This is a genomic window from Accumulibacter sp. (assembly GCF_032229525.1).
GTDB lineage: Bacteria > Pseudomonadota > Gammaproteobacteria > Burkholderiales > Rhodocyclaceae > Accumulibacter.
On the sequence record NZ_JAVTWB010000136.1, the window covers coordinates 26,802 to 49,882 of the forward strand.

Genomic DNA, 23,081 nt, shown 5'->3' on the forward strand with positions numbered 1-23,081 from the left:
GGCCTGCAGCCTCGCCCGCATGACGCGCCACCGCGGAGCGGTGAAATCCATGGCCGGCGGACAGCTATCCGCTGGCCCGGGATAGCTGTCCAAACTCAGTCATTGCCCAAGCGTCTTGCCAACTTGTCGATGAGCTTGCGCAAAGCCGATTCATCAAGCAGACGCCGGGCTTTTTGCGGCTCGATCCAGCGCCGTTCGCGATGGCTTTCCTCCCACAGTTCCTCGGCAACGCTTTCGCTGACTGCCATCGGAAAGACGGCGACATTGCAGATACCGCCCCATTTTGGGTAGTCGTAATGGCCGATCGGCTCAGCGTCAAGCAGACCGCGCACCCCAGCCTCCTCCAGCGCCTCCTTGCTGGCCGAGTCACGCAAGGACAGCTCCGGCTCCTTGACGCCCTTGGGAATCACCCACCGAGTGCCCTTGCGCGAGGCGATGACCATGATCTGCAGTTTGCCGTTGATTCGGCGATACGGCAAAACAGCCGACTGGGTGAAAAAGTAGTCCGGCACCGAACCCTTGTCCTCGTTATCGGTCGCCGCCTCGACCGCCAGATCGTCAGGCACTTCGCCCGGCCGGGTGACCGAAATCAGCGTTGCGCAACCGCGCGTCAGCTTCTGCCAGTCCTGCGCCAACTCCAGTTCCGCCAGCGCCGATGTCGGCAGGATCTTGCCATCGGCAGGAATTTCGAGACTGCCGCCAAGCAGAAACTCGATCAGATCTTCCAGTCCCGGATTGTGTCCGACCAGCATCACGCGGCGGGTGCCATTTGGGCAGTCGGCCAGTGCCGCCAACAAATAGTCCAGCGGAGCTGCATAGATGCGCTGGTCCCAGCGTACTTTTTTCATCGGCAGGCCCATCGCCTTGCAGGCGGCCTCGGTGGTAGCTCGTGCGCGTTCGGCCGGCGAACTGAGCACGGCGTCCGGCAAGCGCTTCCGGTGCTTGATCCAGGCTCCCATTTTTCGGCTGCCCAGACGACCCCGACTGACCAGCGGGCGATCGAAGTCCGCTTCGCCGGTGGTCCAGTCCGATTTCCCGTGCCGCAATACCAGCAAAGTCTTGTTCTTCATTTCGTGAATCCTCCCGCCCACAAGAGCTGGTGAGCCAAACCCGCGGAGCGATGCCGGGATAGGGTCACGCTCGCAATATTCCCTTGGCAGGTGCTTATGATAACCAAAGCCGGGTTTGCCGCAACACCCGTCGGCTAGGCGCTGCCACCCCGTAGCGCCTCGAGCGGCGCGGTGTGCAGCAATCTGGACGCGGCAAACCATCCGGCGCCGGTGACCAGCGCCGCGCCACAGAACACCGCCGCCGGCGCCAGCCAAAGATTGATTGTCACCTCAAATTGGAAAACCTCGCGGGCCAGGAACTGCCCAATGCCGATTGCACCGAGCGCAGCGATCAGGCCAGACAGCGCGCCGATCGCGGCGAACTCGGCAAGCAAAGCCCGCCGTAGCTGATCTCGACGGGCACCCAGCGCCCGCATCACCGCCAGTTCATAGCGACGCTCCTGAGCCGCCGAAGCCAATGCCGCATAGAGGACGATGACGCCAGCGGCCAGCGTGAACAGGAAGATGAACTGCACTGCCTGCGCCACCTGGTCCATGATCGCCTGCAACTGGCGCAGGATCGCAGCGACATCGATGATCGTCAGATTGGGAAAGTCGCGAACCAGGCGGTTGGCGAACTCGGCCTTCTCGGGCGACAGGTAGAAACTGGTAATCCAGCTTGTCGGATAGCCCCGGAGGACCGCCGGTGGCGTCAGCACGTAGAAGTTCGCCTGCATATTGTCCCAGTCGACTTTGCGTAGACCGACGACCTGCATGCCGATGTTTTCGCCGGCAACGACGAAGTCGATGTGGTCACCGACAGCCAGGCCAAGGGTCTTCGCCAGCCCTGCTTCCACCGAGGCCGCACCGGCAGTGCCTGCGCCGCCAAGATCGGCAGACGAGAACCAGTGCCCGGCGCTGACGCTGTTGCCTGCGGGCAGGTCGACACGCGTCGACAGATTGAACTCGCGTTCGATCAGGTGCTGCGCCCGCTCCTCGGTATAGCTGGCAGCGCTGACCTCGACGCCGTTAATGCGGGTCAGGCGGCCGCGAACCATCGGCGCCAGCTCGGGCGACAAGCCCTCCGCTGCCAGCGCCGCGCCAACCGGCGCCACCTGTTCAGGCTGGATATTGACCACGAAGCGGTTCGGTGCCTCTGGCGGAACGGCGCGCTGCCAGGCGTCGAGCAGATCGCCTCGGGTTACCGTCAGTAGCAGCAGGGCCATGAAGCCCAGCGCGAGGGCAACGATCTGAACGACGCTGGCGACCGCTCGTCGTTCGAGGCTGGCCAGCCCGTAGCGCCAGCCAACGCCACCGCTCCTGCCGGCGCCGCCACGCGCGGCCGCCGCCAGCCTGACCATCAGACGAGCAATCAGCGAAAACACCACCAGCGCGATACTGAAGGCCAGCACCACGTACGCACCCAGCGCGATCTCGCCGGCCACCCAGAACATCAGGCCGGCCAGTGCCAAAAAGCCCAGCAGATAACCAGCGAGCAAACCGGCCTGCGGGGTGCCCAGTTCGCCACGCAGGACGCGCAGGGTTGGCACCCTCTTGAGCTGAAGCAGCGGCGGCACGGCAAAACCAAAGAGCAAGAGCATGCCCACCGCCGCGCCCTGCACCACTGGCAGCAGACCCGGCGCTGGCAGCGGCGTCGCCAGCAACTGCGCTAGCCACGCGTGCAACACGAAATGGGCAAGGTAACCCAGGGCGCAGCCAAGGCTGACGGCGAGCACACCCAGCGCGGCAAACTGCCCCAGATAGAGGCGTAACAGGAGAGCCTGCGTCGCACCGAGGCAGCGCATTACCGCACAGGGATCGAGGTGGCGCTGTGCATAGCGCCGTGCGGCGAGCGCCACGGCCACCGCCGCCAGGACCACCGTCAACAAGGCCGAAAGACCGAGGAATTTCTGCGCCCGGTCGAGTGCGGTGCGGATCTCCGGTCGGCCATTCTGCGCGTCTTCTATGCGCTCGCCATGCGCCAGGCGCGGCTCGATGTCGCGCTGAAAGCGCGTGACAAGCAGCGCATCGCCGGCCAGCAGAAGGCGATAGCCGACTCGGCTGCCGACCTGCAGCAAGGCCGTTGCCGGCAGATCGTCGAGATTCATCAGTAGGCGTGGTGCGACGCTGAAGAAATTGATGCCGCGATCCGGTTCCAGGGTCAGGACGGCATCAACGCGCAGTGATGACTGCCCGACGGTGACCCGGTCGCCAACGCCTGCCGCCAGCGTCGACGCCAGACGCTCGTCGATCCAGATCGCGCCACGTGCGGGGATCCCTTCGGCAAGCTCATCCGGCATATTTCGCGCCGGCGCGATGCGCAAGGCGCCGCGCAGCGGATAAGCGGCACTGACGGCCTTGACCTCGGCCAGTTGGGCATGCAGGTCGGCGCCCTCGCCGCGCATCACCATGCTCGGGAAAGTTTGCGTCTCCGCCACTTGCAAGCCGCGCGCGCGCGCCTCGTCGGCAAAGCTCGCCGGCCATGGATGATCCGCCACCAGCAGCAGATCGGCACCGAGTAGCTGGTGCGACTCCCGCTCGAGTGCCTGTCGCACGCGGTCGGTAAAGAAGCCAACGGCCGTCAACGCAGCCACCGCAACGACCAGCGCCGCCGCCAGCAAGCGCAACTCGCCGCCGCGCGCGTCGCGGCGCAGCATCCGCCAGGAAAAGGACCACCAGTTCATTGCCAGAAGGTACAGGGTAGACCGACCACGGTACAAGAAGAAAAGCTTCGCGGCGGCAACGCAAAAGAGCCCGGCCCGGCCCTGCCGAAAGCCTTACTCAAGGTCTCGCAGGGCTTGTACCGCCTCTTCGACCCGCCGCACGGGGATCACCTCGATGCCGGCGATACTCTGCCGGGGCTGGTTGGCTTCGGGAATCAGGGCGCGCGTGAACCCGAGCTTGGCGGCTTCACGCAGACGCTCCTGGCCGCGCGGCGCCGGGCGAATTTCGCCGGCCAGGCCAATTTCGCCAAACACAATAAGTTTATCTGGTAGTGCTTTGTTTTTTAGAGACGAAACTATCGCCAAGAGAACCGCCAGATCGCCTGCAGGCTCGGCGATCTTGACGCCGCCAACGGCGTTGACGAAGACGTCCTGATCAAAGCAAACCACGCCGGCGTGACGATGCAGGACCGCCAGCAGCATCGCCAAACGTTGCGCATCGACACCCACCGTCAGCCGTCGAGGATTACCGTGCGCCTGATCGACCAGTGCCTGGATCTCGACCAGCATCGGCCGCGTGCCTTCCTGGGTGACCAGCACGCAGGAACCGGGAACGTCGTGGCCATGCTGCGAGAGAAAGATCGCCGAGGGATTGCTCACCCCTTTCAGGCCACGGTCGGTCATGGCGAAGACGCCGATCTCGTTGACCGCGCCGTAGCGATTCTTGACGGCGCGGATCAGGCGAAAGCTGGAGTGCGTGTCGCCCTCGAAATAGAGCACCGTGTCGACGATATGTTCGAGCACCCGCGGCCCGGCCAAAGCGCCCTCCTTGGTCACATGGCCAACCAGGATGACCGTGATTCCGGTCTGTTTGGCCAGTCGGGTCAGTTGCGCCGCACATTCGCGAACCTGCGCGACCGAGCCAGGTGCGGAGTTGAGCTGATCCGACCACAGGGTCTGGATCGAGTCGATCACCGCCACCTGCGGCTTCGCGTGCTGCAGGGTGGCGAGGATTTTCTCGAGGTTGATCTCGGCGAGCAAGCGGAGCCCGCGCGTCTCGAGCGACAGACGACGGGCGCGCATCGCAATTTGCTGGCCCGACTCTTCGCCGCTGACGTAGAGCACATTGCGCGCTGGCGCGAGCGCCGCCAGCGCCTGCAGCAGCAAGGTGCTCTTGCCGATCCCCGGGTCGCCACCGATCAGCACGACGCCGCCGGCCACCAGTCCACCGCCCAGCGCGCGATCGAACTCGCCGATTCCGGTCGGCAAACGGTCTTCTTCGCGGGCTTCGATTTCCGAAAGCGTCTGCAGACCGGCAGTACCCCCCAGCGCTGCAAAACGTCGCTGCGGGCTACCGGCAGGGGCTTCGGCAATGGTTTCGACCAGGGTATTCCATACGCCACAGCCGGGGCACTGTCCCTGCCATTTGGCGGCACTGGCACCACACTCGGTGCACGAGAAAATGGTCTTCGGTGTACCCACTGACCTGGCCATGCTCAGACTTCGCGCACCGGCACGCGGCGGGCCAGCGCACAGAACAGCTCATAGCTGATGGTGCCCGCCGCAGTCGCCACCTCGTCGGCGGGCAGGCCATCGCCCCAGAGCACCACCGGGCTATGCACACCGGCATCGGGCAGATCGGTGAGATTACAGGCCAGCATGTCCATCGACACCCGACCGAGTGTCTGCGTTCGCCGGCCGGCAACGACGATCGGCGTGCCACCGGGCGCGTGACGGGGGTAGCCGTCGGCATAACCGCAGGCAACGATACCGACCCGGGTCGGCCGTTGCGCGACAAAGGTGCCTCCGTAGCCGACGCGTTCGCCGACGGCGATTTCCTGCACTGCGAGGATCCGGCTGGCGAGCGTCATCACCGGTTTCAGATCGAAGCTGGCCGCATCCTGGTCGGCAAACGGACTGCCGCCATAGAGCATGATGCCGGGCCGCACCCAGTCATGGGCCGTCTGCGGATAGCGCAGGATGGCAGCCGAGTTGGCCAGCGAGACCGGAAATGCCGCTGCCGCGGCCCAGCCGGCGGTCATTTCCGCAAAACGTTCCAGTTGCCAGGCGATGCAGCGCTGACCGCCATCGCCGTCTGCTTCGGCGAAGTGCGTCATCAGCGTTACCGTGCCGACGGAGGGTGACACCGCGAGTTCACGTCTGGCCGCTGGCAACTGCTCGGCCGTCAGGCCGAGCCGGTGCATGCCGCTGTTGAGCTTCAGATAGATCGGCAGGCGAACCGGCAGGGCTGCCTGACGCAACATCTGCAGTTGCTCGAGGCAATGCACGACGACGGTTAACCCGCGCTCAGCGCAGACGGTCAGATCGGCCGCCTCGAAAAAGCCCTCGAGCAGCAGGATCGGCTGACGGATGCCCGCCTCGCGCAGGGTAATCGCCTCCTCGAGATCGAGCAGTGCGAAACCGTCGGCAACGTCGCCCAGCGCAAGCGCAGCCCGCCGCAGGCCATGACCGTAGGCGTTGGCTTTGACCACTGCCCACGCCTTCGCCGCACGCGCGTGGCGGGTAGCGTGCTTCCTGGCGACCAGATAGTTGTGACGCAGCGCCGCCAGGTCGATGCGGGCCTCGATCGGACGCGGCATCAGGCAGACAACTCCTTGAGCTTGTTCCTGGCGAACTCGACGAAGCTGAGTACCACCTGCGAGCGGAATCTTTCCTTTGGATAGACCAGCGACAAGGTCCGCTTCAGGGCCGGCCGCAGCGGGACGGCAACCAGAGTCCCCAGTTGGCGCTCCTTCTCGAAGCTCGCCCGCGAGACGATGGAGAATCCCAGGCCGGTGGCCACCACGCCCTTCAGCACTTCCAGACTGGACAACTCCATCACCACCCTGAGTTGTTCTGGCTCGACGCCGCAGGCCCGCAAATAGCTGTCGGTGACTTCCCGCGTACTCGAGCCGGGTTCGCGGGCAATGAAGTCATACGCCAACAGGCTGCGAGCCTCGATCTCGGCATGGCGTGCCAGGGGATGATCCGGTGTGCAGACCACCTGCAATTCGTCGTCGCCGCAGACCTCGTATTGCAGGTTTGGCTGGCTCACCGGCGATTCGATCAGGCCGATGTCGAGGGTATGGGCGGCGATGGCGTTGCTGATCACCTCCGAGTTGGCGACCGTCAGCCGGGCGCGAACCTGCGGATAGCGCACGTTGAACTCGCCGAGGATCGGCGGCAGCATGAACTCGGCAATCGTCGTGCTCGCGCCAACCAGCAGGCTGCCACTCATCTGCCCGGTCATCTCGGCGACGCGGATGTCGAGTTCGGCCGACAGTCCCAGGATCCGCTCAGCGTAGTCGAGCACCAGTTCGCCGGCTGCGGTGAGCGAGATGCGCCCGCCACCACGGTCGAAAAGGCGGGTATTGAAGCGTTCTTCGAGTTGCTTGATCTGAAAGGTCACCGCCGGTTGGGTCATGTGCAGCGCCTCACCAGCCTTGGTGAATGATAGGTGCTTGGCCACGGCGTGAAACACCTGCAAGCGACGATCGGCCATCAGCCCTCTCCCTGTTTCGACTTCTCTTCATATTCAAACACAAAACCACGGCAGCGGACAGCGAGACACAGGCCAGACTCGCCCCCGGTGACGGCTGGCGTTGCTAACAAGTTACGGCCTTTCATGGTATAAGCCCAGCTTATCAAAAATAGCCGCATCCAGAGTGCTCCATGCCTTTCGGCTTCTACATCATTATGGCAGCGCAATTTTTTTCCGCGCTGGCCGACAACGTGCTACTCATTGTCGCCATCTCGATCCTGCGAGACATGCAGGCGCCGAGTGAGTATGAGCCACTGCTGAAAACCTTTTTCACCGTCTCCTACGTCGTTCTGGCCGCCTTTGTCGGTGCCTTCGCCGACTCGATGCCCAAGTGGCGGGTGATGTTCATCAGCAACGGCATCAAGATCCTGGGCTGCGCGATGATGTTCTGGGATGTCCACCCCTTGCTGGCCTATGCGGTGGTCGGTCTAGGCGCCGCAGCCTATTCGCCGGCCAAGTACGGCATCCTGACCGAGTACCTGCCGCACCGCCTGCTGGTCGTCGCCAACGGCTGGATCGAAGGATTGACGGTCGGCGCGATCATCCTTGGCGTCGTCGTCGGCGGCTTGCTGATCAGACCCGACATCGCCGAGGCTCTGCTGGGCTTCGATTTCCCGTTGATTGACACGGGTGTCGATACGGTCGGCGAAATGGCCATTTCTTTTGTTGCCGTTTTCTACCTGCTGGCCGGACTGTTCAATCTTCGTATTCCCGACACCGGGGTCGATCACCGCGTGCTGCACAAGAACCCCTGGTACCTGCTGCGCGAGTTCAATCATTGCCTCTGGCTGCTCTGGCGTGACCGTCTGGGCCAGATTTCCCTGGCCGTGACGACGCTCTTCTGGGGCGCTGGCGCCACCCTCCAGTTCATCGTCATCAAGTGGGCCGAAGCCTCGCTAAACTTCGACCTGTCGAAGTCCAGCATGCTGCAGGGGGTCGTCGCCCTTGGTGTGGCACTCGGTGCCGTTGGCGCCGCACGGATTATCACCCTGCGCAAGTCGGTGCGCGTCATTCCGCTCGGTATCGCGATGGGAATTATCGTTCTGGCGATGAACTTCGTCCATCACACCTGGCTCGCGGTCCCGTTGCTGGTACTGATCGGCGCGCTCTCCGGCTTCTTCGTGGTGCCCATGAACGCCCTGCTGCAGCACCGCGGCCACATCCTGATGGGTGCCGGCCATTCGATTGCGGTGCAGAACTTCAACGAGAATCTGTCGATCCTGGCGATGACCGGCGCCTATTTCGTGATGGTCCGCTGCGAGATGTCGATCTACCTGGTGATTACGCTGTTCGGCCTGTTTCTCAGCAGCTCGATGTTCCTCGTCAAACGCCGCCACGAAGCCAACCAGCGGCACCGCGATGACGTGATCCACCTCGATGACAGCAAGCACTGAAGCGCAGTCACCGCGCGCTTGGGTGCTTACCTGGCCGCGTTGAGCTGCTTGACGCCAGCGACGAAGCGTGCCAGCGTAGCCGACAGGACGCCACGCGGGATCGACATTTCGATCAGCTGGAAGCGGCCGCGCTTCGCCACCGCCGAGTCGAGGGCCGCCTTGAGCTCCGCGCGGGTCGCCACCCGAATGCCATCGCCACCCAATCCGCCAGCCATTTCGGCGAAACCCCAGTGGCCGAGGTCGTTGAACGACGATTCCGGCTGGAAGGTGCGCAGCATTTCCCAGCTGGCGTTGTTGAACACCAGGACGATCGGATCCCAGCCATAGCGCTGGCAGTTGCCGAGTTCCCAGCCGGTCATCTGGAACGCTCCGTCTCCTACCAGGATCAACGGCCGCTGTCCGGTGGCGGCCTGCACACCCAGACCGGCCGGCACCCCGAAGCCCATCGTCGCGTAGTAGCCTGGCGCCACCAGCGCGGTGTGCTCGATGTCCATGGCCGTGAACAGGCAGTCGCCGATATCCGAAGCGATCGGCAGCTTGCCGTGCTCGGCCATCAGGTCGTTGACCGCCGCCGCGATGTCGGTCGGGGTCAGCGTTGCCTGATCGGCGACCATGCCACGCGGGAAGATTCGCGGCGTCATCGCATAGGCGCTGTCGCCCGCCGGCGCACCTTCCAGCAGGCGATCGACCAGCGCCGTGAGCGGAATCTGCGGATAGCTATGGTAGCCCATGCTCACCTGCCCATCGAGTGCCTGAATGGTCTTGCGCAGGTCGATCTTGCTGGCCGAGACGCCGAAGTTGGTGTCGCAGATGATCACCCCGAGCAGGAAGAGGCCGTCCGAGTTCTCGACCAGTTCGGTCACCTCGGGCAGACCGGCAACGCCCATGTAGGTACCGATCAAGGGGACATCGGCATCAGCCAGCAGGCCGCGTCCCATGAAGCTGGTGACCACCGGCAGACCAAGGCGGCGGGCGAGTTCGGCCACCCGCTGCTCAAGGCCAAAGCGACGGACCTCGACGCCGACCATCAGCGCCGGCCGGGCAGCCCGTTTCAGGCGCTCGCGAATCTCGTCTACGCAGGCATCGAGCGCGTCCTGATCGACTGCCGGCGCTGGTTCGGCGCGCACTGCCTGACAAGGCGCACCGACCATGTCACGCGGCAGCTCGATATACACCGGCCGCGAAAGGCGTCGACAGTTGCCGAGCACGCGAGCGATGTCGCTGGGCGCTCGGCCGGCGTCGTCGAGCCGCACCTGGTCGCAGGTGATTTCCCTGAAGATCTGGAACTGCGAGTCGAGCGTCTTGGCCTGATGATGCAGCAGCAGCCCGGCTCGCGACTCGTTCTTGCCCGGTCCGCCCGACAGCACTACCAGCGGCGATTTCTCGGCATAGGCGGCGGCGACCGGGTTGATCATGTTCAACGCACCGGCGCCATAGGTCACCGCAGCGACGCCGAGTCCGCCGACCATCCGTGCTGCGGCGTCGGCAGCGAAACCGACACCGGGCTCGTGCGACAGCGTGTACAGCGGCAGGATCTGCGATTCCTCGATGATCTTGAAAAAGGGCAGCGCGAAGTCGCCGGGAATGCCGAAAATCTGGCGCGCACCGTGCGCTTTCAAGGCTTGCAGCAAGGACTCTGTCAGCTTCATTGGTGCCCCTCCCCAGTTTCTCTGAAAGAGACCATAATGCCAGCAATCGCGCGCAGAAGGTGTTGGAAAAACCGCCAACCATCCTTATACTGCGCACATTTCATGCGCGGATTGGGCAAATAATGTCAAAGATCACCATTGATCGCTATGATCTTGCACTTCTTGATGCGTTGCAGCGCAAGGGTAACGCGACCAACGCGGTGCTCGGCGAGCAGATCCGCCTTTCAGCGTCACAGATCAGCCGTCGCATCCAGCGGCTTGAAGAGGATGGCGTCATTGCCGGCTACGTGGCTTTGCTCGCTCCCTCGGCGCTGGGCCTGGGGGTTACCGCATTCGCCCAGGTGATCCTCGAAAGTCACGGCGACACGGCCAGCGAAACCTTCGAAAGCGCTGTCGCCGCGATGCCGGAAGTGCTGGATTGCTTCTCGATCAGTGGTGATGCCGACTACATGCTGAGGATCGTTGCGCCCGATCTGGGCGAGTTCTCGGAACTGATGATGAAGCGTCTGCTGCGTCTGCCGGGCGTCGCCCGCATCAAGACCAGCATCGCTCTGCAAACGGTAAAGCAAACGCATATGCTGCCCACCGGGCACCTGACCCAGCCCAGCAAGCCCCGGCAGCGGGTGCGCTTCGCCGAAGATTAGAGAAGGAGCGGAGCATTTGGCAGTTCGTCCGGATTTTCTGTGGACGCCGGGAAGTGCTCACGCAAGGTGTTGGTAATGGTGCGCAGCGCAAGCAAGGTCCCGTTCTCGAAATCTCCGGCCGCGAAAGCGGCTTCCATTTTCTGGCAGACACTGTCCCAGAACTCCTGGCCGACCTTGGCATCGATTCCTCGATCCGCCACAATCTCCACCCGCCGGTCGACCAGTTGTAGGTAAATCAGCACGCCGCTGTTGTGCTCCGTGTCCCACACGCCCAGCTGTGAAAACAGGTCGATCGCACGCAGGCGCGGGGACGCGCCGCGTAACAAGCCCGACAGCGGCAGGCTGGCTTCGACCACCAGCCGCAACTCGCCAAGGTGCACCGCCTCGGAAGCGGCAACCGCCTGTGCAATCCGGCGCAGTAGTTGCGGCGAAAATGCGCGCCGCACCCACCAGTCGGGCAGGACCATGTGGCGTAGCAGTCGCTTCAATGGCATCACCATCGTCCCGAAGCGCCACCACCGCCAAAGCCGCCACCGCCCCCTGAAAACCCACCCGAACGACCACCCCCACCGCCCCACGGACCACCGCGCGAAGTTCCGCGGCCCGCACTCAGGGCGCCGGCAAACAGCGAAACGACGAACGCGACCAGACCAAGGATCGCCGCCAGCAGCAGCGACGACAGCAGCAGCGACGCAATCACCGCAGCGGCGACGGCAACGATGCCCGCTGCCAGCAGACGTCCGAAAACGGCTCGCAGCACGCGGCCAACGACGAAAACCAGGAAGATTCCGGCGAACAGCAGCGTGTCGAAGGCGTCTCCGACCCGGGCCTGCTGGCGTCCCTCGCTGCGCGGTGCCGGCAGTGGCTCGTCGGCAACGACCTTGGTCATCGCGTCGACGCCGGCGTCGATACCGCCGTAGAAGTCGCCCTGCTTGAAGCGCGGGGTGATCGTCTCGCTGATGATGCGTTTGGCGGTGGCATCGTTGAGCGCGCCCTCAAGGCCATAGCCCACTTCGATGCGCAGGCGCCGATCATCCCTGGCGACCAGCAGCAGTGCGCCGTCGTCGACGCCCTGCCGACCCAGCTTCCATGCCTCGACGACGCGCAGCGCGTACTGCTCAATGGCTTCGGGCCGGACGGTCGCGACGATCAGAACCGCGATCTGCGACCCTTTTTCGCGCTCGAAGGCAGCCAGCTTCGCCTCGATCGCCGCCTTTTGCGCGCTCGACAGCGTACCCGTCAGGTCGGTGACCCGGGCTTCAAGAGGCGGCACCGCCTGCTGCTCGGCGCCAGAGGCAAAGCTACCGCCGAGCAGCAGCAGCAGGGAAAACAGCCAAGCCACCGGCCGGGCAGGAAACTTGGGCATCGGCTAGTAGGCGGCTGCCGGCGCGCTCGTGCCGCCGCCAGCGGGTGCCGAAAAGTCAACTTTCGGCGCCGTCGAGATTGCTTTCTCGTCGTCGACCGTGAAATTCGGTTTCACCGCGTAGCCGAAGACCATCGCCGTCAGATTGTTCGGGAACGTGCGCACCGAGACGTTGTAGCTTTCGACCGACTTGATGTAGCGGTTGCGGGCTACCGTAATCCGGTTCTCGGTGCCCTCGAGTTGCGCCTGCAGGTCGCGAAAGGCGGCGTCCGCTTTCAGTTGCGGATAGTTCTCGGCGACCACCAACAGTCGCGACAGGGCGCTCGAGAGTCCGGCCTGTGCCTGCTGGAAGCGGGCCAGAGCGGCTGGATCGTTGGCCAGTTCCGCTGTCGCCTGGATGGCACCGACCTGCGCGCGTGCCTGTGTGACCTGGGTAAACACTTCCTTCTCGTGACTGGCATAGCCCTGCACGGTACGGACCAGATTGGGCACCAGATCGGCTCGCCTCTGGTACTGGTTGAGCACCTCCGACCAGGCCGATTTGACTGCTTCGTCGCCGGCCTGAAAGGCGTTGTAGCCGCAGCCGGAGAGCAGGCTGGCAAGCAGGACGACGATGGCGACCAGGCGAATGCGCATGACGGTTTCCTTTCCGGGAGATGAACAGAGCAAGCGAGAAATGGCGACGTTCAGGGCTTTCTCAAGGGTGTCGCCCGCTCACATCGGCAGCGAAGGGACTGCCTTCGCGGTACGCATCAGCGTGCGGGCGCGGCACAGATCCTCCCAGGCCTTGGCCTTGTCCGGCATGCTGCGCAGGAGATAGGCCGGATGATAGGTCACCACCACCGGAATCGCCTGGCCGTCGCTTTCCGCTGCCGGATAAACGAAAGGCTTGCCGCGTAAGCTGGCCAGCGAACCCAGCTCACCGAGCACGGCATGTACCGCCGCCCGACCGAGCAGAACGATCAGTCTGGGCCGGATCAAGGCGATCTGGCGCCTCAGATAAGGCGCGCAAACGGCCATCTCGGCAGCCTCCGGCGTGCGGTTGCCTGGCGGGCGGCATTTCACGGCATTGGCGATGTAGACGTCGCTGCCACGCTTCAGATCGATTGCCGTGAGCATGGCATCGAGCAACTTGCCCGCCGCTCCGACGAAAGGCTCGCCGCGGGCATCCTCTTCGGCCCCCGGCCCTTCGCCGATGAACAGCCAGTCGGCACTGGTGTCACCGACGCCAAGCACTGCCTGCCGGCGCTCCTGGCAGAGGCCGCAGGCACGACAGTCGGCGACGCCTTGCCGTAGTCCATCCCAGTCGAGGTCAGCGATCTGTTGCTCGCGATCGGTCACCGAAGCTCCGCTTGCGCTAACGCCTGGCGTGGCAAAACTGGCCGTGACTGCCGCGACCGGCGGCGAACCCTGCTCGACCGACGCCTCGGCGATCAGCACCGGCGTCATTCGCCCGACTGACGGCTGCGCACGCAGTTTCCACTGCGGCGACAGACCCATCTCGCGCAGCAGTTGTGCACGCGTCAAAGCCGTTTCGTCGGGGGGGGTACCAGCACTCATGCCGAAAACTCTTCCAGCGCATGCTGCAGCACCAGCGCGTCTTCGCGGCCTGCCTCTGCCGCGTAGTAGCCACGCCGCGCCCCTATCTGCTGAAAACCGAAATGCCGGTAGAGCACCAGCCCTTTGCGGTTCGATGGACGCACCTCAAGCAGAAGCGTTTTGGCACCTCCCTGACGCGCAACCCGCATCGCATGGCGCAACAGACGGGCGCCGTAACCCAGTCCCTGGTGCCTTTCGGCGACGCTCAGGTTAAGCAGGTGCGCTTCATCGAGCGCCAGCATCAGCACAAAATAGCCCACCAGTTCGCCGGCCACACGGCAACCCCAGGCGCTGTAACCGGAGGCGATCGAATCGACGAAATTGCCACGGGTCCACGGAAAAGGATAGATCGCCTGCTCCACTTCCAGCATCTCGTCGATGTCCCGATGGCCCAGTGGCAGCATCTCGATCCGCGGTCGCAGCACGGCGCTCACGCCTTGCCCCCTTTGGCCAAGCGCTCGGCAACGGTGAGCGCCACTTTGTCACGCACGTACAGCGGCACCGCCTCGGCGACATCAACGGTCTCGCCGCGCGCCAGCCATGACGCCGCCAGGATGGCGACGGAGCCCGCATCCGGCATCCTTTCAGGCTGCCACTCCTGCACGCACCCCGAGAGCCGCTCACGCAGGGCCGCGTAGGCGGCCAGCCCGTTACCGCAGGCCAGCCAGCCAGAGGAGTCGGGAATCGGCACTGCCGATGGGTGATAGACGCCCACCGGACCGAGCAGACGGGCCGCCGCATAGCAGCCGTAGTAGACTTCACCCATGCGCGCGTCAAGTGCCACGATCACCTGTTCGCCACCGCTGGCCAGAGCCATGGCATCAAGGGTGCCGACCGGAATCACCGGCAGGTCGTGGGCAAAGGCCAGACCCTGGGCAACACCGCAGGCGACACGCAGGCCGGTAAACGAACCCGGGCCGGCAGCAAAGGCGACGGCGTTGAGGTCGGCGAAGCCGAGCCCGGCTTCGCGCATGGTCGCCCGAATCAGTGGCAGCAGGGTTTCCGAATGTGAAACACCTGCCGGGCAAGCACGCCGCGTCACCGCACCGTCGCACCACAGAGCAATGCTCCCCAGTTCGGTCGAAGTCTCGATGGCAAGCAGATTCATGCGCCGTATTCTACTCGCCCTTGTCGCCGGCGTCGTCCGTGGCCTCCTTTGCCGGACATGGCGACAGGCCACCTCGACGGTGCCGGAAACGCTGGCGCCGGCCGCTGTTTCTCACCACGGCGGGGTGCCCACCAGACGCTGACGACGGCGTCCACCCGTGCCTCTGGTTTGGCCGCCCGGACCTTTGCCGATACAATGGCGAAGCCGTCGAGGCGATGACATCGCCCTCGATTTCACAACCACTGGATAGAAAGTGCCGCGATGAAAGTGATGCTACTGACCCGAGAATATCCGCCCAACGTATACGGTGGAGCGGGCGTTCACGTTGAGTACCTGGCCGACGAACTCGCCAGGCTGATGCACGTCGAAGTCCGCTGTTTTGGTAACCAGGACACGGTCAGCGGCGGCGTGCGGGTCAAGGGTTACCCGTTCGGCAAGGGAAGTTTCGCACATGTGGACAAAAAGCTCAGTGGCGCGCTGGACACCTTCGAAACCAATCTGGAGACCTTGAGCGAGCAGGTCGACGCCGATCTGGTGCACGTGCACACCTGGTACGCGCACCTAGGCGGCATCCTGGCGAAGAACCTCTACGGCATCCCGCTGGTCCATACCGTGCACTCGCTGGAACCCCTGCGACCGTGGAAACGCGAACAGCTCGGCTGCGGCTACGACATGTCGTCGTGGATCGAACGCACCTCGCTCAACATGGCGGATGCGGTGATCGCCGTTTCGCAGGGAACCAAGGCCGACATCCTCGAGCATTTCGACATCGACCCGGACAAGATCTCGGTGATCTACAACGGCATCAAGGTCGAGCAATACCATCCGACGATGGATACCGACACCCTTGAGAAGTACGGCGTCGATCCGGACCAGCCCTTCGTTCTGTTCGTCGGCCGGATCACCCGCCAGAAAGGTATCCTGCACCTGGTCAACGCGGTCAGGTACATCAACCCTGACGCTCAGATCGTCCTCTGCGCCGGCTCTCCCGACACTGCGGAAGTGCGTGCCGAGATGGAAGCGGCGGTCAAGGCCGTGCGACACGAGGGGTTCAAGAACCTGATCTGGATTCAGGAGATGCTCAGCAAGCCCGAAGTCATCCAGCTCTATTCGCACGCCAGGGTGTTCTGCTGCCCGTCCATTTATGAACCTTTCGGGATCATCAACCTCGAAGCCATGGCCTGCGGCACCGCCGTGGTGGCGAGTGCGGTCGGCGGCATCAAGGAAGTCGTCGTCGATGGCGTCACCGGCTACCTGGTACCGCTCGAGCAACTACACGTGGCGCCGTTCGAACCGGTGGACCCGGACCGATTTTCGCGCGACCTCGCGGTGGCGATCAACAAGGTTCTCGACGACCCGCAACTCGCCGAGTCGATGGCCGTTGCCGGCCAGCAACGAGCGCGCGAAGTGTTCAGTTGGTCGAGCATCGCCGAACAAACCAAGCAGCTCTACGATTCGCTGCTGCGCTAGGGACCCCCTTGCCCTCGTCCGATCCGCAGGGTCAACGCACCCCGGATCGAGCGGGCCACGCACTGACGGCCCTCACCGCCGTCGCCATTCAGATCAGATCGTCTTTGTTCCGGCCCCACCGGTTCAGTACTAAGGAGCCCCAGAAATGATTCCTCAAGACTACCCACGTGTAAACATCGAAGCCGTTCAGCCGCAGATCGACTGCGGCCGCTACCCGATCAAGCGCGTCGTCGGCGAAAGCGTTGCCGTCAGTGCCGACATCTACAAGGAAGGACACGACAAGCTGGCAGCCGTGGTCAAAACGCGCAAGGTGGGCGACAAGAAATGGCAGGAAAGCCCGATGACGCTGGCTCTCAACGACGACTGGACCGGCGGCTTCACGGTCACCGAGATCGGCCCATGGGAATACACCATCGAGGCCTACGCCGATCACTACCTGTCGTGGGTGGAGGAAATCAGCAAAAAGAACGTGCCCGGCGCCAAACTTCAGAGCGAACTGCTCGAGGGGCTGGCGATCATCAGAAAGTCGGTAGCGATGGCGAAAGGCGAAGACCGCACGCGCATCAACGGCATCATCAACGCCATCGAGAGTGCGATGGCCGCCGATGAGCAGCAGGGAGCGGTCGATCTCGGGATCGGCGGTGTGCTGCGCAACCTGATGGCCAGCTATCCCGATCGTAGCGAGGGCTACGAACTGGCACCGACACTGAAGATAACGGTCGTCCGGCCGATCACCCGTTTTGCCGCCTGGTACGAATTTTTTCCCCGTTCGCAAAGCACTACGCCCTTCCGGCACGGCACGCTGCAGGACAGCATCCAGCGCCTGCACGGGATCAAGGCGATGGGCTTCGATGTCATCTACCTGCCGCCGATCCACCCGATCGGCCACAGCTTCCGGAAAGGCAAGAACAACAGCCTCGAAGCCGGCCCCGACGACGTCGGCAGCCCGTGGGCGATCGGCAACGAACACGGTGGCCACACCGGGCTCGAGCCCAAACTCGGCACCTGGGAGGACTGGGATCAGTTCGTGGCGACCTGTCGCGAGCTGGACATCGAGATTGCGCTCGATTACGTGATGAACTGCTCGCCGGATCATCCCTACGTCACCGAGCATCCGGAGTGGTTTTTCCACCGCCCGGACGGGTCGATCAAGTACGCCGAGAACCCGCCAAAGAAATACCAGGACGTGTACCCGCTGAACTTCGGAACCAGCGACCGCGAAGGCCTTTGGCAGGAAATGCTCAGGGTTTTCCTGTTCTGGATCGACAAGGGGGTGACCACTTTCCGCGTCGACAATCCGCATACCAAGCCGGTCGCGTTCTGGGAATGGGTGATCGGCCAGGTGCACAAGAAACACCCGGAGGTGATCTTCCTCGCCGAAGCCTTCACCAAGCCGAAGATGATGCGGCTACTGGCCAAAGCCGGCTACGCGCAGTCGTACACTTACTTCACCTGGCGCAACACCAAGGAGGAGCTCACCGAGTACGTCAGTGAACTGGCCAATGGCCCGATGAAGGAATACTACACCGGCAACTTTTTTGCCAATACGCCGGACATCCTGCCGCCGCTGCTGCAAATCGGCGGCCGGCCGGCGTTCATCATGCGCGCCGTGCTGGCGGCAACCCTGTCCTCGGTCTACGGTATCTACAGCGGTTACGAGCTGTGCGAAAACGAGGCGATTGCGGGCAAGGAAGAATACCTGGACTCGGAGAAATACGAAATCAAGGTACGCGACTGGCGGGCGCCGGGCAATATTGTCGACATCATCACCCGGATCAATCAGGCCCGGCGTGACTCTCCTGCCCTGCACCGCTACAACAACGTACTGTTCCTGGCCACCGACAACGCCAACATCATCGCCTACGCCAAGATGACCGACGATCGATCGGACATCATCGTCTGCGTGGTCAACCTCGACCCTTTCCACAAACAGGTGTCGACCATCCAGATCCCGCTCGGCACCTTCGACATCGCCTGGGACGAGCAGTATCAGGCGCACGACCTGCTCACCGATCAGAGCTATCGCTGGAGCGGTCCGACCGCTTACGTCGAACTCAGCCCCCACACCACCATGGCGCACATCATCAAAATTCGCCGCTGGTAGGCGATCGACCGAAAGGGGTCAGTCAGGCGGAGAGCCGGGGGCCGGTGGAGAGCGGCGAGGCCGCCCCGCCCGGCCCCTGCTGCTCAGTCACCGCCTGCCGCGGCGCGCTTGAACTGCATGTCATCCTGCGAGAGATCGCTGAGTTCGATGCGCACCGGTTGCACCTTCCAGATCTCCGTGCAGTACTCCTGAATCGCCCGGTCAGACGAAAAGAAGCCTGAACGCGCGACGTTGAGGATCGACATCCGGGACCAACGCTCGTAGTCGAGGTAAGCCTCGGACACCCGTTCCTGGCAGTCGATGTACGACTGAAAGTCGGCGAGAAGCATGTAATCGTCATGATTCAGCAGGTGATCCACGAGTGGCCGGAAGACATCCCGGTCGCCCCTGGTGAAGAAGCCGGAGGCGATCAGGTCGATCACTTCGCGAAGTTGCGGGTTGGCGTCGTAGTAGGTACGTGGTCGATAACCGGCGTTCCGCAGCTCCTTGACCTCTGGTGTAGTCATTCCGAACAGGAAGAAGTTGTCGTCGCCTACCTGCTCGCGAATCTCGACGTTGGCGCCGTCCAGTGTGCCGATGGTCAGCGCGCCATTCATCTGGAATTTCATGTTGCCGGTCCCCGACGCCTCCTTGCCGGCCAGCGAAATCTGCTCGGACAGATCGGCCGCGGGGAAGATCGATTGACCGCTCTTGACGTTGTAGTTCGGGAAGAAGACCACCTGCAGCTTGCCCCGCATCGCCGGATCGCGGCCGATGATATCGGCCACCGCGGTGACCAGTCTGATCATCAGTTTGGCCATCCGGTAACCCGGCGCCGCCTTGCCACCGAAGATCACCGTGCGAGGCGCCACCACCAGACCCGGATTGTCTTTCAGGCGCTTGTAGAGCCAGATCACATGCAGCAGGTTGAGGTGTTGTCGCTTGTACTCATGAATGCGCTTGACCTGGATGTCGAACATCGACGTCGGATCAACGTCAACGTGGGCGAAACGCTTGATCTCGTGGACCAGGTGCTCCTTGTTCCGCCGTTTGATGTTGCGCCAGGCTTCGCGAAATGCGGGTTCTTCGGCATACGGTTCGAGCTCGCGCAGGCGCCCCATGTCGGTTACCCAACCGCGCCCGATGGTCTCGTCGATCAGTCGTGACATCGACGGATTCGACAGTAGAACGAAGCGGCGCGGCGTGACGCCGTTGGTTTTGTTGCGGAACTTCTCCGGCCACATCTCGTAGAAGTCCTTGAGGATATCGGACTTGACCAGTTCGCTGTGCAGCGCGGCGACACCATTGACAGCGAAACTGCCGACCACCGCCAGGTGCGCCATACGCACGTAGCGTGCACCGTCTTCATCGATCAGCGACATCCGCCGGAGCCGCTCATCGTCACCCGGAAAGTGGATGCGCACTTCGTCGAGGAAACGCTCGTTAATCTCGCAAATGATCTCGTAATGCCGCGGCAGCACCTTCCTGAACAACTTCAGCGGCCATTTCTCGAGCGCCTCGGGCAACAGGGTGTGATTGGTATAGGCGAAGGTCCGCTGGGTGATCCCCCAGGCCTGGTCCCAGACCATGCCGTAGTCGTCCACCAGCAGGCGCATCAGTTCGGCGACGGCAATCGACGGGTGCGTGTCGTTGAGTTGAACGACGAATTTCTCATCAAATCGATCGAGGTTCTTCTCGCGCTGCAGTTGCAGGCGAATCATGTCCTGCAGGGAACACGAAACGAAGAAGTACTGTTGCTCGAGACGCAGGGTCTGGCCCGCTTCCATTTCATCGTTCGGATAGAGTATCTTGGTCAGTGTTTCCGACAGTACCTGCGCGTCCACCGCCTGATAATAGTTGCCGGCGTTGAAGGCGGCGAAATCAAATGACTCCGGCGCCTCTGAGCTCCACAGCCTGAGCCGGTTTGGCGTGTTGACGCCGTAACCGAGCACCGGCATGTCCCAGGCCGTACCGCGTACCACCTTGGCTGGCATCCATTGCACCCGCAAGCGCCGATTGACGGACGCCTCATACTGATGTTCGGTATGACCGCCAAGCTTGATATCGAAGGCGATGCTCGGACGGTGGATCAACCACGGACTTCCGGAACGCAACCATTTGTCGGTCAATTCGACTTGCCAGCCGTCACGAATGGCCTGCGTGAAGATGCCGAACTCGTAGCGGATGCCATAGCCAATCGCCGGAATCTCCAAGGTCGCCAGCGAGTCGAGGTAGCAAGCGGCCAGCCGCCCCAGACCGCCATTGCCCAAACCCGGCTCTTCCTCCTGATCCAGAAGCACCTCCAGGTCGAGTCCGAGTTCACTCATCGCCTGTTTGGCATTGTCAAAAATACCGAGATTGATCAGGTTGTTGCCCAGCTGCGGACCGATCAGGAATTCGGCCGACATGTAGCAGACGGTGCGACTGCCCTGGTCGCGGTAGGTGCGCGCAGTCTGCACCCAGCGTTGCAGCAGGCGGTCGCGCACAGCGCGCGCCAGCGCCTGGAAGCAGTCGTGGCGCGTCGCAACTTCCGGGAAACGCGCCTGCGAATACACCAGCTTATCCAGGAAAGCGCGCTTCAGCGCGTCCACGCTGAGCCCCATGCGTCGATTGTCGAGTCCTACCAGCGGCGCCGCATCTGCAGACGTCGCTGCCGGAGATTGCTTCTTCTGATTCATATCACACCCCCACCATGTTGGTAATTAATTGCCAAAGCGCGTTCGTCAATCGCCGCTCCGGCGATTGACGTCAGCGGCGAGTCTAAAGCATTGTCGGCAGCCGTGCACCCTGCCGCGTTCGAGGTCTGTTTTTCCCCCTTGCCTGGGCCCTGCGCAACGGCGTCGCGTGTCAACGGCCACCGCCGTGGAGCGCCATGAGGTCCTTGCCGACGCGCGGGCGAACGATTGCTGGTGAGCAAAGTCGGAGCGTCAACGAAGGATGGTGCTAGCATTCCGCAAAACACGAGCTTGCCTTCTATGGCGCCTCCCCAATGCGCCGTGTTCGACCCTACTCAAGCACAGCGAGGAAAACGCACATGACTCTGAGAATCGAAAACCACAAACTGGTCGGTGACCAGGTCAGTCATCGCGACACGCCAAACTGCGGCGGCATCATGGCCCCCAGCTACCTGATCATGCATTACACTGCCGGCCGCTCGGTCGACAGCTCGGTACAGTCGCTGTGCACCCGCAAGCCGCAGGGCAATGCCTCGGCGCATGTCGTTCTCGGGCGCGACGGGCAGATCGTTCAACTGGCGCCCTTCAACGTCGTCACCTGGCACGCCGGCGTCAGCCAGTGGGCCGGGCTGGTAGGGCTCAATTCCCACTCGATCGGTATCGAAATGGACAATGCCGGCCTGCTCCGGCGGGTCGGCAGCCAGTACCAGGCCTGGTTTGCCAAGGTCTATCCGGACGAGGAAGTGATGCTCGCCGCGCATCGCAACGGCGGCCCGGTGTCGCCGTGGCACGCCTACACGGAAGTGCAAATTGCGCGGGCGATGGAACTCGCCGATCTGCTGGTAGACCATTACGGCCTGCAGGACGTACTCGGGCACGAGGATATCGCCCCCGGCCGCAAGACCGACCCGGGACCTGCTTTCCCGCTTGCCGCGGTGCGCAGCCGGGTGCTCGGTCGCGAACAGGACGAACCGCAGCACTATGTGGTCATTGCCAGCAGCCTGAACATTCGCCAGGGACCCGATGCCAGTTCCGAACGCGTCACCACAGCGCTGAAGAAGGGAACCGAGCTGCTACTGCTCGAAGCGCGTGACCGATGGAGTCTGGTGGAAGTTGTCGCCGACCCCGAGGTCGAGGGCTGGGTGAGCAACGCCTACATCGCACCGATCGACGGCGGCCGAGACGCTGCCGTCCCGAGGTTCACGGTTGCCGGACCGGCCTCCACCGATCCGACCTTCGCCCCCACCAGGCTGAAAAAAGGTGCCGGCAAGGGCAAGGCAGCGAAAAAGGCGCGCCGGGCGCAAAAGCTCCATGCCGAGTCGGACAATGCCTAGTCCGTCAGGCACTGGCGCCAGTGTCGCGGCCCCGCGTTACCGCTGACCGAAGACCGACAGCGGCACGTCAGTGGCCCAGCTGTTCATCAGCTACCGGACCTCCGATGGCAAGGACAAGGCAACCGCCCTGGCGCGCGATCTCGGCGCCCTGTTTGGCGACCAACAGGTCTTCCTCGACAAGGACGATTTGCGCGCCGGCGTCCGCTGGCGCGACGAAATTGCGCGAACGCTCCGGACCCAACCGGTGCTTCTGCTTTTGCTCACGCCGCAGCTGCTGGCCGCCACCGACGATCACGGGCAATTGCGCATCGCCGATCCGGCCGATCCGGTGCGGCGCGAACTCACCGACGCGCTGGCCGGCGGCGCGCACCTGATTCCGCTGCTCTGCGACGGACTGGTGGCGCCACCGCAAGCCGCCGATCTGCCAGCGCCGTTCAACCGTCTCGGCGAGTTCACCTGGCGTCAGTTGCGTGCCTACGACTGGGCGCACGATGTCCAGCGTCTGGTGG

The 23,081-nt window shown here is 63.3% G+C and carries 19 protein-coding genes; 6 read left to right on the forward strand and 13 right to left on the reverse strand.

The window, feature by feature from the left end; translation table 11 throughout:
* Positions 1–95: 95 nt before the first annotated feature.
* From RUW20_RS09710 to RUW20_RS09730, 5 genes are all read right to left on the reverse strand, one after another.
* Positions 96–1,070 (reverse strand): histidine phosphatase family protein, encoded by a 975-nt coding sequence (locus tag RUW20_RS09710; protein WP_313952003.1) that lies wholly within the window; start codon positions 1,068–1,070, stop codon positions 96–98.
* A gap of 134 nt (positions 1,071–1,204) precedes the next feature.
* Complete coding sequence (locus tag RUW20_RS09715; protein WP_313952004.1) at positions 1,205–3,733, reverse strand: ABC transporter permease; 2,529 nt, start codon at positions 3,731–3,733, stop codon at positions 1,205–1,207.
* A 93-nt stretch (positions 3,734–3,826) separates the two neighbouring features.
* Positions 3,827–5,206 (reverse strand): DNA repair protein RadA, encoded by a 1,380-nt coding sequence (radA, locus tag RUW20_RS09720; protein ID WP_409559339.1) that lies wholly within the window; start codon positions 5,204–5,206, stop codon positions 3,827–3,829.
* A 2-nt stretch (positions 5,207–5,208) separates the two neighbouring features.
* Positions 5,209–6,312: an alanine racemase gene (gene alr / locus RUW20_RS09725; protein ID WP_313952005.1), complete on the reverse strand. Its 1,104-nt coding sequence runs from the start codon at positions 6,310–6,312 to the stop codon at positions 5,209–5,211.
* Positions 6,312–7,214 carry a LysR family transcriptional regulator gene (locus RUW20_RS09730; RefSeq protein ID WP_313952006.1) on the reverse strand — a complete coding sequence of 301 codons (903 nt, stop codon included), beginning with the start codon at positions 7,212–7,214 and terminating at the stop codon, positions 6,312–6,314. The genes alr and RUW20_RS09730 overlap by 1 nt, the downstream gene beginning before the upstream one ends.
* Positions 7,215–7,384: 170 nt before the next feature.
* Here RUW20_RS09730 and lplT point away from each other — a divergent pair, with 170 nt between their 5' ends.
* Positions 7,385–8,647 (forward strand): lysophospholipid transporter LplT, encoded by a 1,263-nt coding sequence (lplT, locus tag RUW20_RS09735; protein WP_313952007.1) that lies wholly within the window; start codon positions 7,385–7,387, stop codon positions 8,645–8,647.
* Positions 8,648–8,673: 26 nt separating this feature from the next.
* On the opposite strand, the gene ipdC is transcribed toward lplT, so the two are convergent.
* Positions 8,674–10,296 (reverse strand): indolepyruvate/phenylpyruvate decarboxylase, encoded by a 1,623-nt coding sequence (gene ipdC, locus RUW20_RS09740; RefSeq protein WP_313952008.1) that lies wholly within the window; start codon positions 10,294–10,296, stop codon positions 8,674–8,676.
* A gap of 122 nt (positions 10,297–10,418) precedes the next feature.
* On the opposite strand from ipdC, the gene RUW20_RS09745 reads away from it, so the two are divergent.
* Positions 10,419–10,940, forward strand: coding sequence for an Lrp/AsnC family transcriptional regulator (locus RUW20_RS09745; RefSeq protein WP_313952009.1), 522 nt, complete (start codon positions 10,419–10,421; stop codon positions 10,938–10,940).
* Here RUW20_RS09745 and RUW20_RS09750 read toward each other — a convergent pair.
* The 6 genes from RUW20_RS09750 to tsaB all read right to left on the reverse strand — a co-directional run bounded on the left by RUW20_RS09750 (position 10,937) and on the right by tsaB (position 15,010).
* A complete protein-coding gene (locus tag RUW20_RS09750; protein WP_313952010.1) occupies positions 10,937–11,434 on the reverse strand; it encodes a TPM domain-containing protein in 498 nt (165 codons plus the stop codon). The genes RUW20_RS09745 and RUW20_RS09750 overlap by 4 nt on opposite strands.
* Positions 11,434–12,306: a YgcG family protein gene (locus tag RUW20_RS09755; RefSeq protein WP_313952011.1), complete on the reverse strand. Its 873-nt coding sequence runs from the start codon at positions 12,304–12,306 to the stop codon at positions 11,434–11,436. Before RUW20_RS09755 ends, RUW20_RS09750 begins: the two co-directional genes overlap by 1 nt.
* Positions 12,307–12,309: 3 nt before the next feature.
* Positions 12,310–12,939 (reverse strand): LemA family protein, encoded by a 630-nt coding sequence (locus RUW20_RS09760; RefSeq protein WP_313952012.1) that lies wholly within the window; start codon positions 12,937–12,939, stop codon positions 12,310–12,312.
* 78 nt (positions 12,940–13,017) lie between these two features.
* On the reverse strand, positions 13,018–13,863 hold the full coding sequence (locus tag RUW20_RS09765; protein WP_313952013.1) for a uracil-DNA glycosylase: 846 nt from the start codon (positions 13,861–13,863) through the stop codon (positions 13,018–13,020).
* Positions 13,860–14,336 (reverse strand): ribosomal protein S18-alanine N-acetyltransferase, encoded by a 477-nt coding sequence (gene rimI, locus RUW20_RS09770; RefSeq protein WP_313952014.1) that lies wholly within the window; start codon positions 14,334–14,336, stop codon positions 13,860–13,862. Before rimI ends, RUW20_RS09765 begins: the two co-directional genes overlap by 4 nt.
* On the reverse strand, positions 14,333–15,010 hold the full coding sequence (gene tsaB, locus RUW20_RS09775) for a tRNA (adenosine(37)-N6)-threonylcarbamoyltransferase complex dimerization subunit type 1 TsaB (protein WP_313952015.1): 678 nt from the start codon (positions 15,008–15,010) through the stop codon (positions 14,333–14,335). Before tsaB ends, rimI begins: the two co-directional genes overlap by 4 nt.
* Positions 15,011–15,271: 261 nt before the next feature.
* On the opposite strand from tsaB, the gene glgA reads away from it, so the two are divergent.
* Both glgA and RUW20_RS09785 read left to right on the forward strand, forming a co-directional pair.
* On the forward strand, positions 15,272–16,480 hold the full coding sequence (gene glgA, locus RUW20_RS09780) for a glycogen synthase (protein ID WP_313952016.1): 1,209 nt from the start codon (positions 15,272–15,274) through the stop codon (positions 16,478–16,480).
* Between the two features lie 145 nt (positions 16,481–16,625).
* Positions 16,626–18,584 carry an alpha-1,4-glucan--maltose-1-phosphate maltosyltransferase gene (locus tag RUW20_RS09785; RefSeq protein WP_313952017.1) on the forward strand — a complete coding sequence of 653 codons (1,959 nt, stop codon included), beginning with the start codon at positions 16,626–16,628 and terminating at the stop codon, positions 18,582–18,584.
* 83 nt (positions 18,585–18,667) lie between these two features.
* Here the strand turns inward: RUW20_RS09785 and RUW20_RS09790 are convergent, their stop codons facing one another.
* Complete coding sequence (locus RUW20_RS09790) at positions 18,668–21,241, reverse strand: glycogen/starch/alpha-glucan phosphorylase (RefSeq protein WP_313952018.1); 2,574 nt, start codon at positions 21,239–21,241, stop codon at positions 18,668–18,670.
* Between the two features lie 356 nt (positions 21,242–21,597).
* On the opposite strand from RUW20_RS09790, the gene RUW20_RS09795 reads away from it, so the two are divergent.
* Complete coding sequence (locus RUW20_RS09795) at positions 21,598–22,572, forward strand: N-acetylmuramoyl-L-alanine amidase (RefSeq protein WP_313952019.1); 975 nt, start codon at positions 21,598–21,600, stop codon at positions 22,570–22,572.
* 70 nt (positions 22,573–22,642) lie between these two features.
* The coding region (locus tag RUW20_RS09800) for a TIR domain-containing protein (protein ID WP_313952020.1) at positions 22,643–23,081 on the forward strand (439 nt) is incomplete at its 3' end.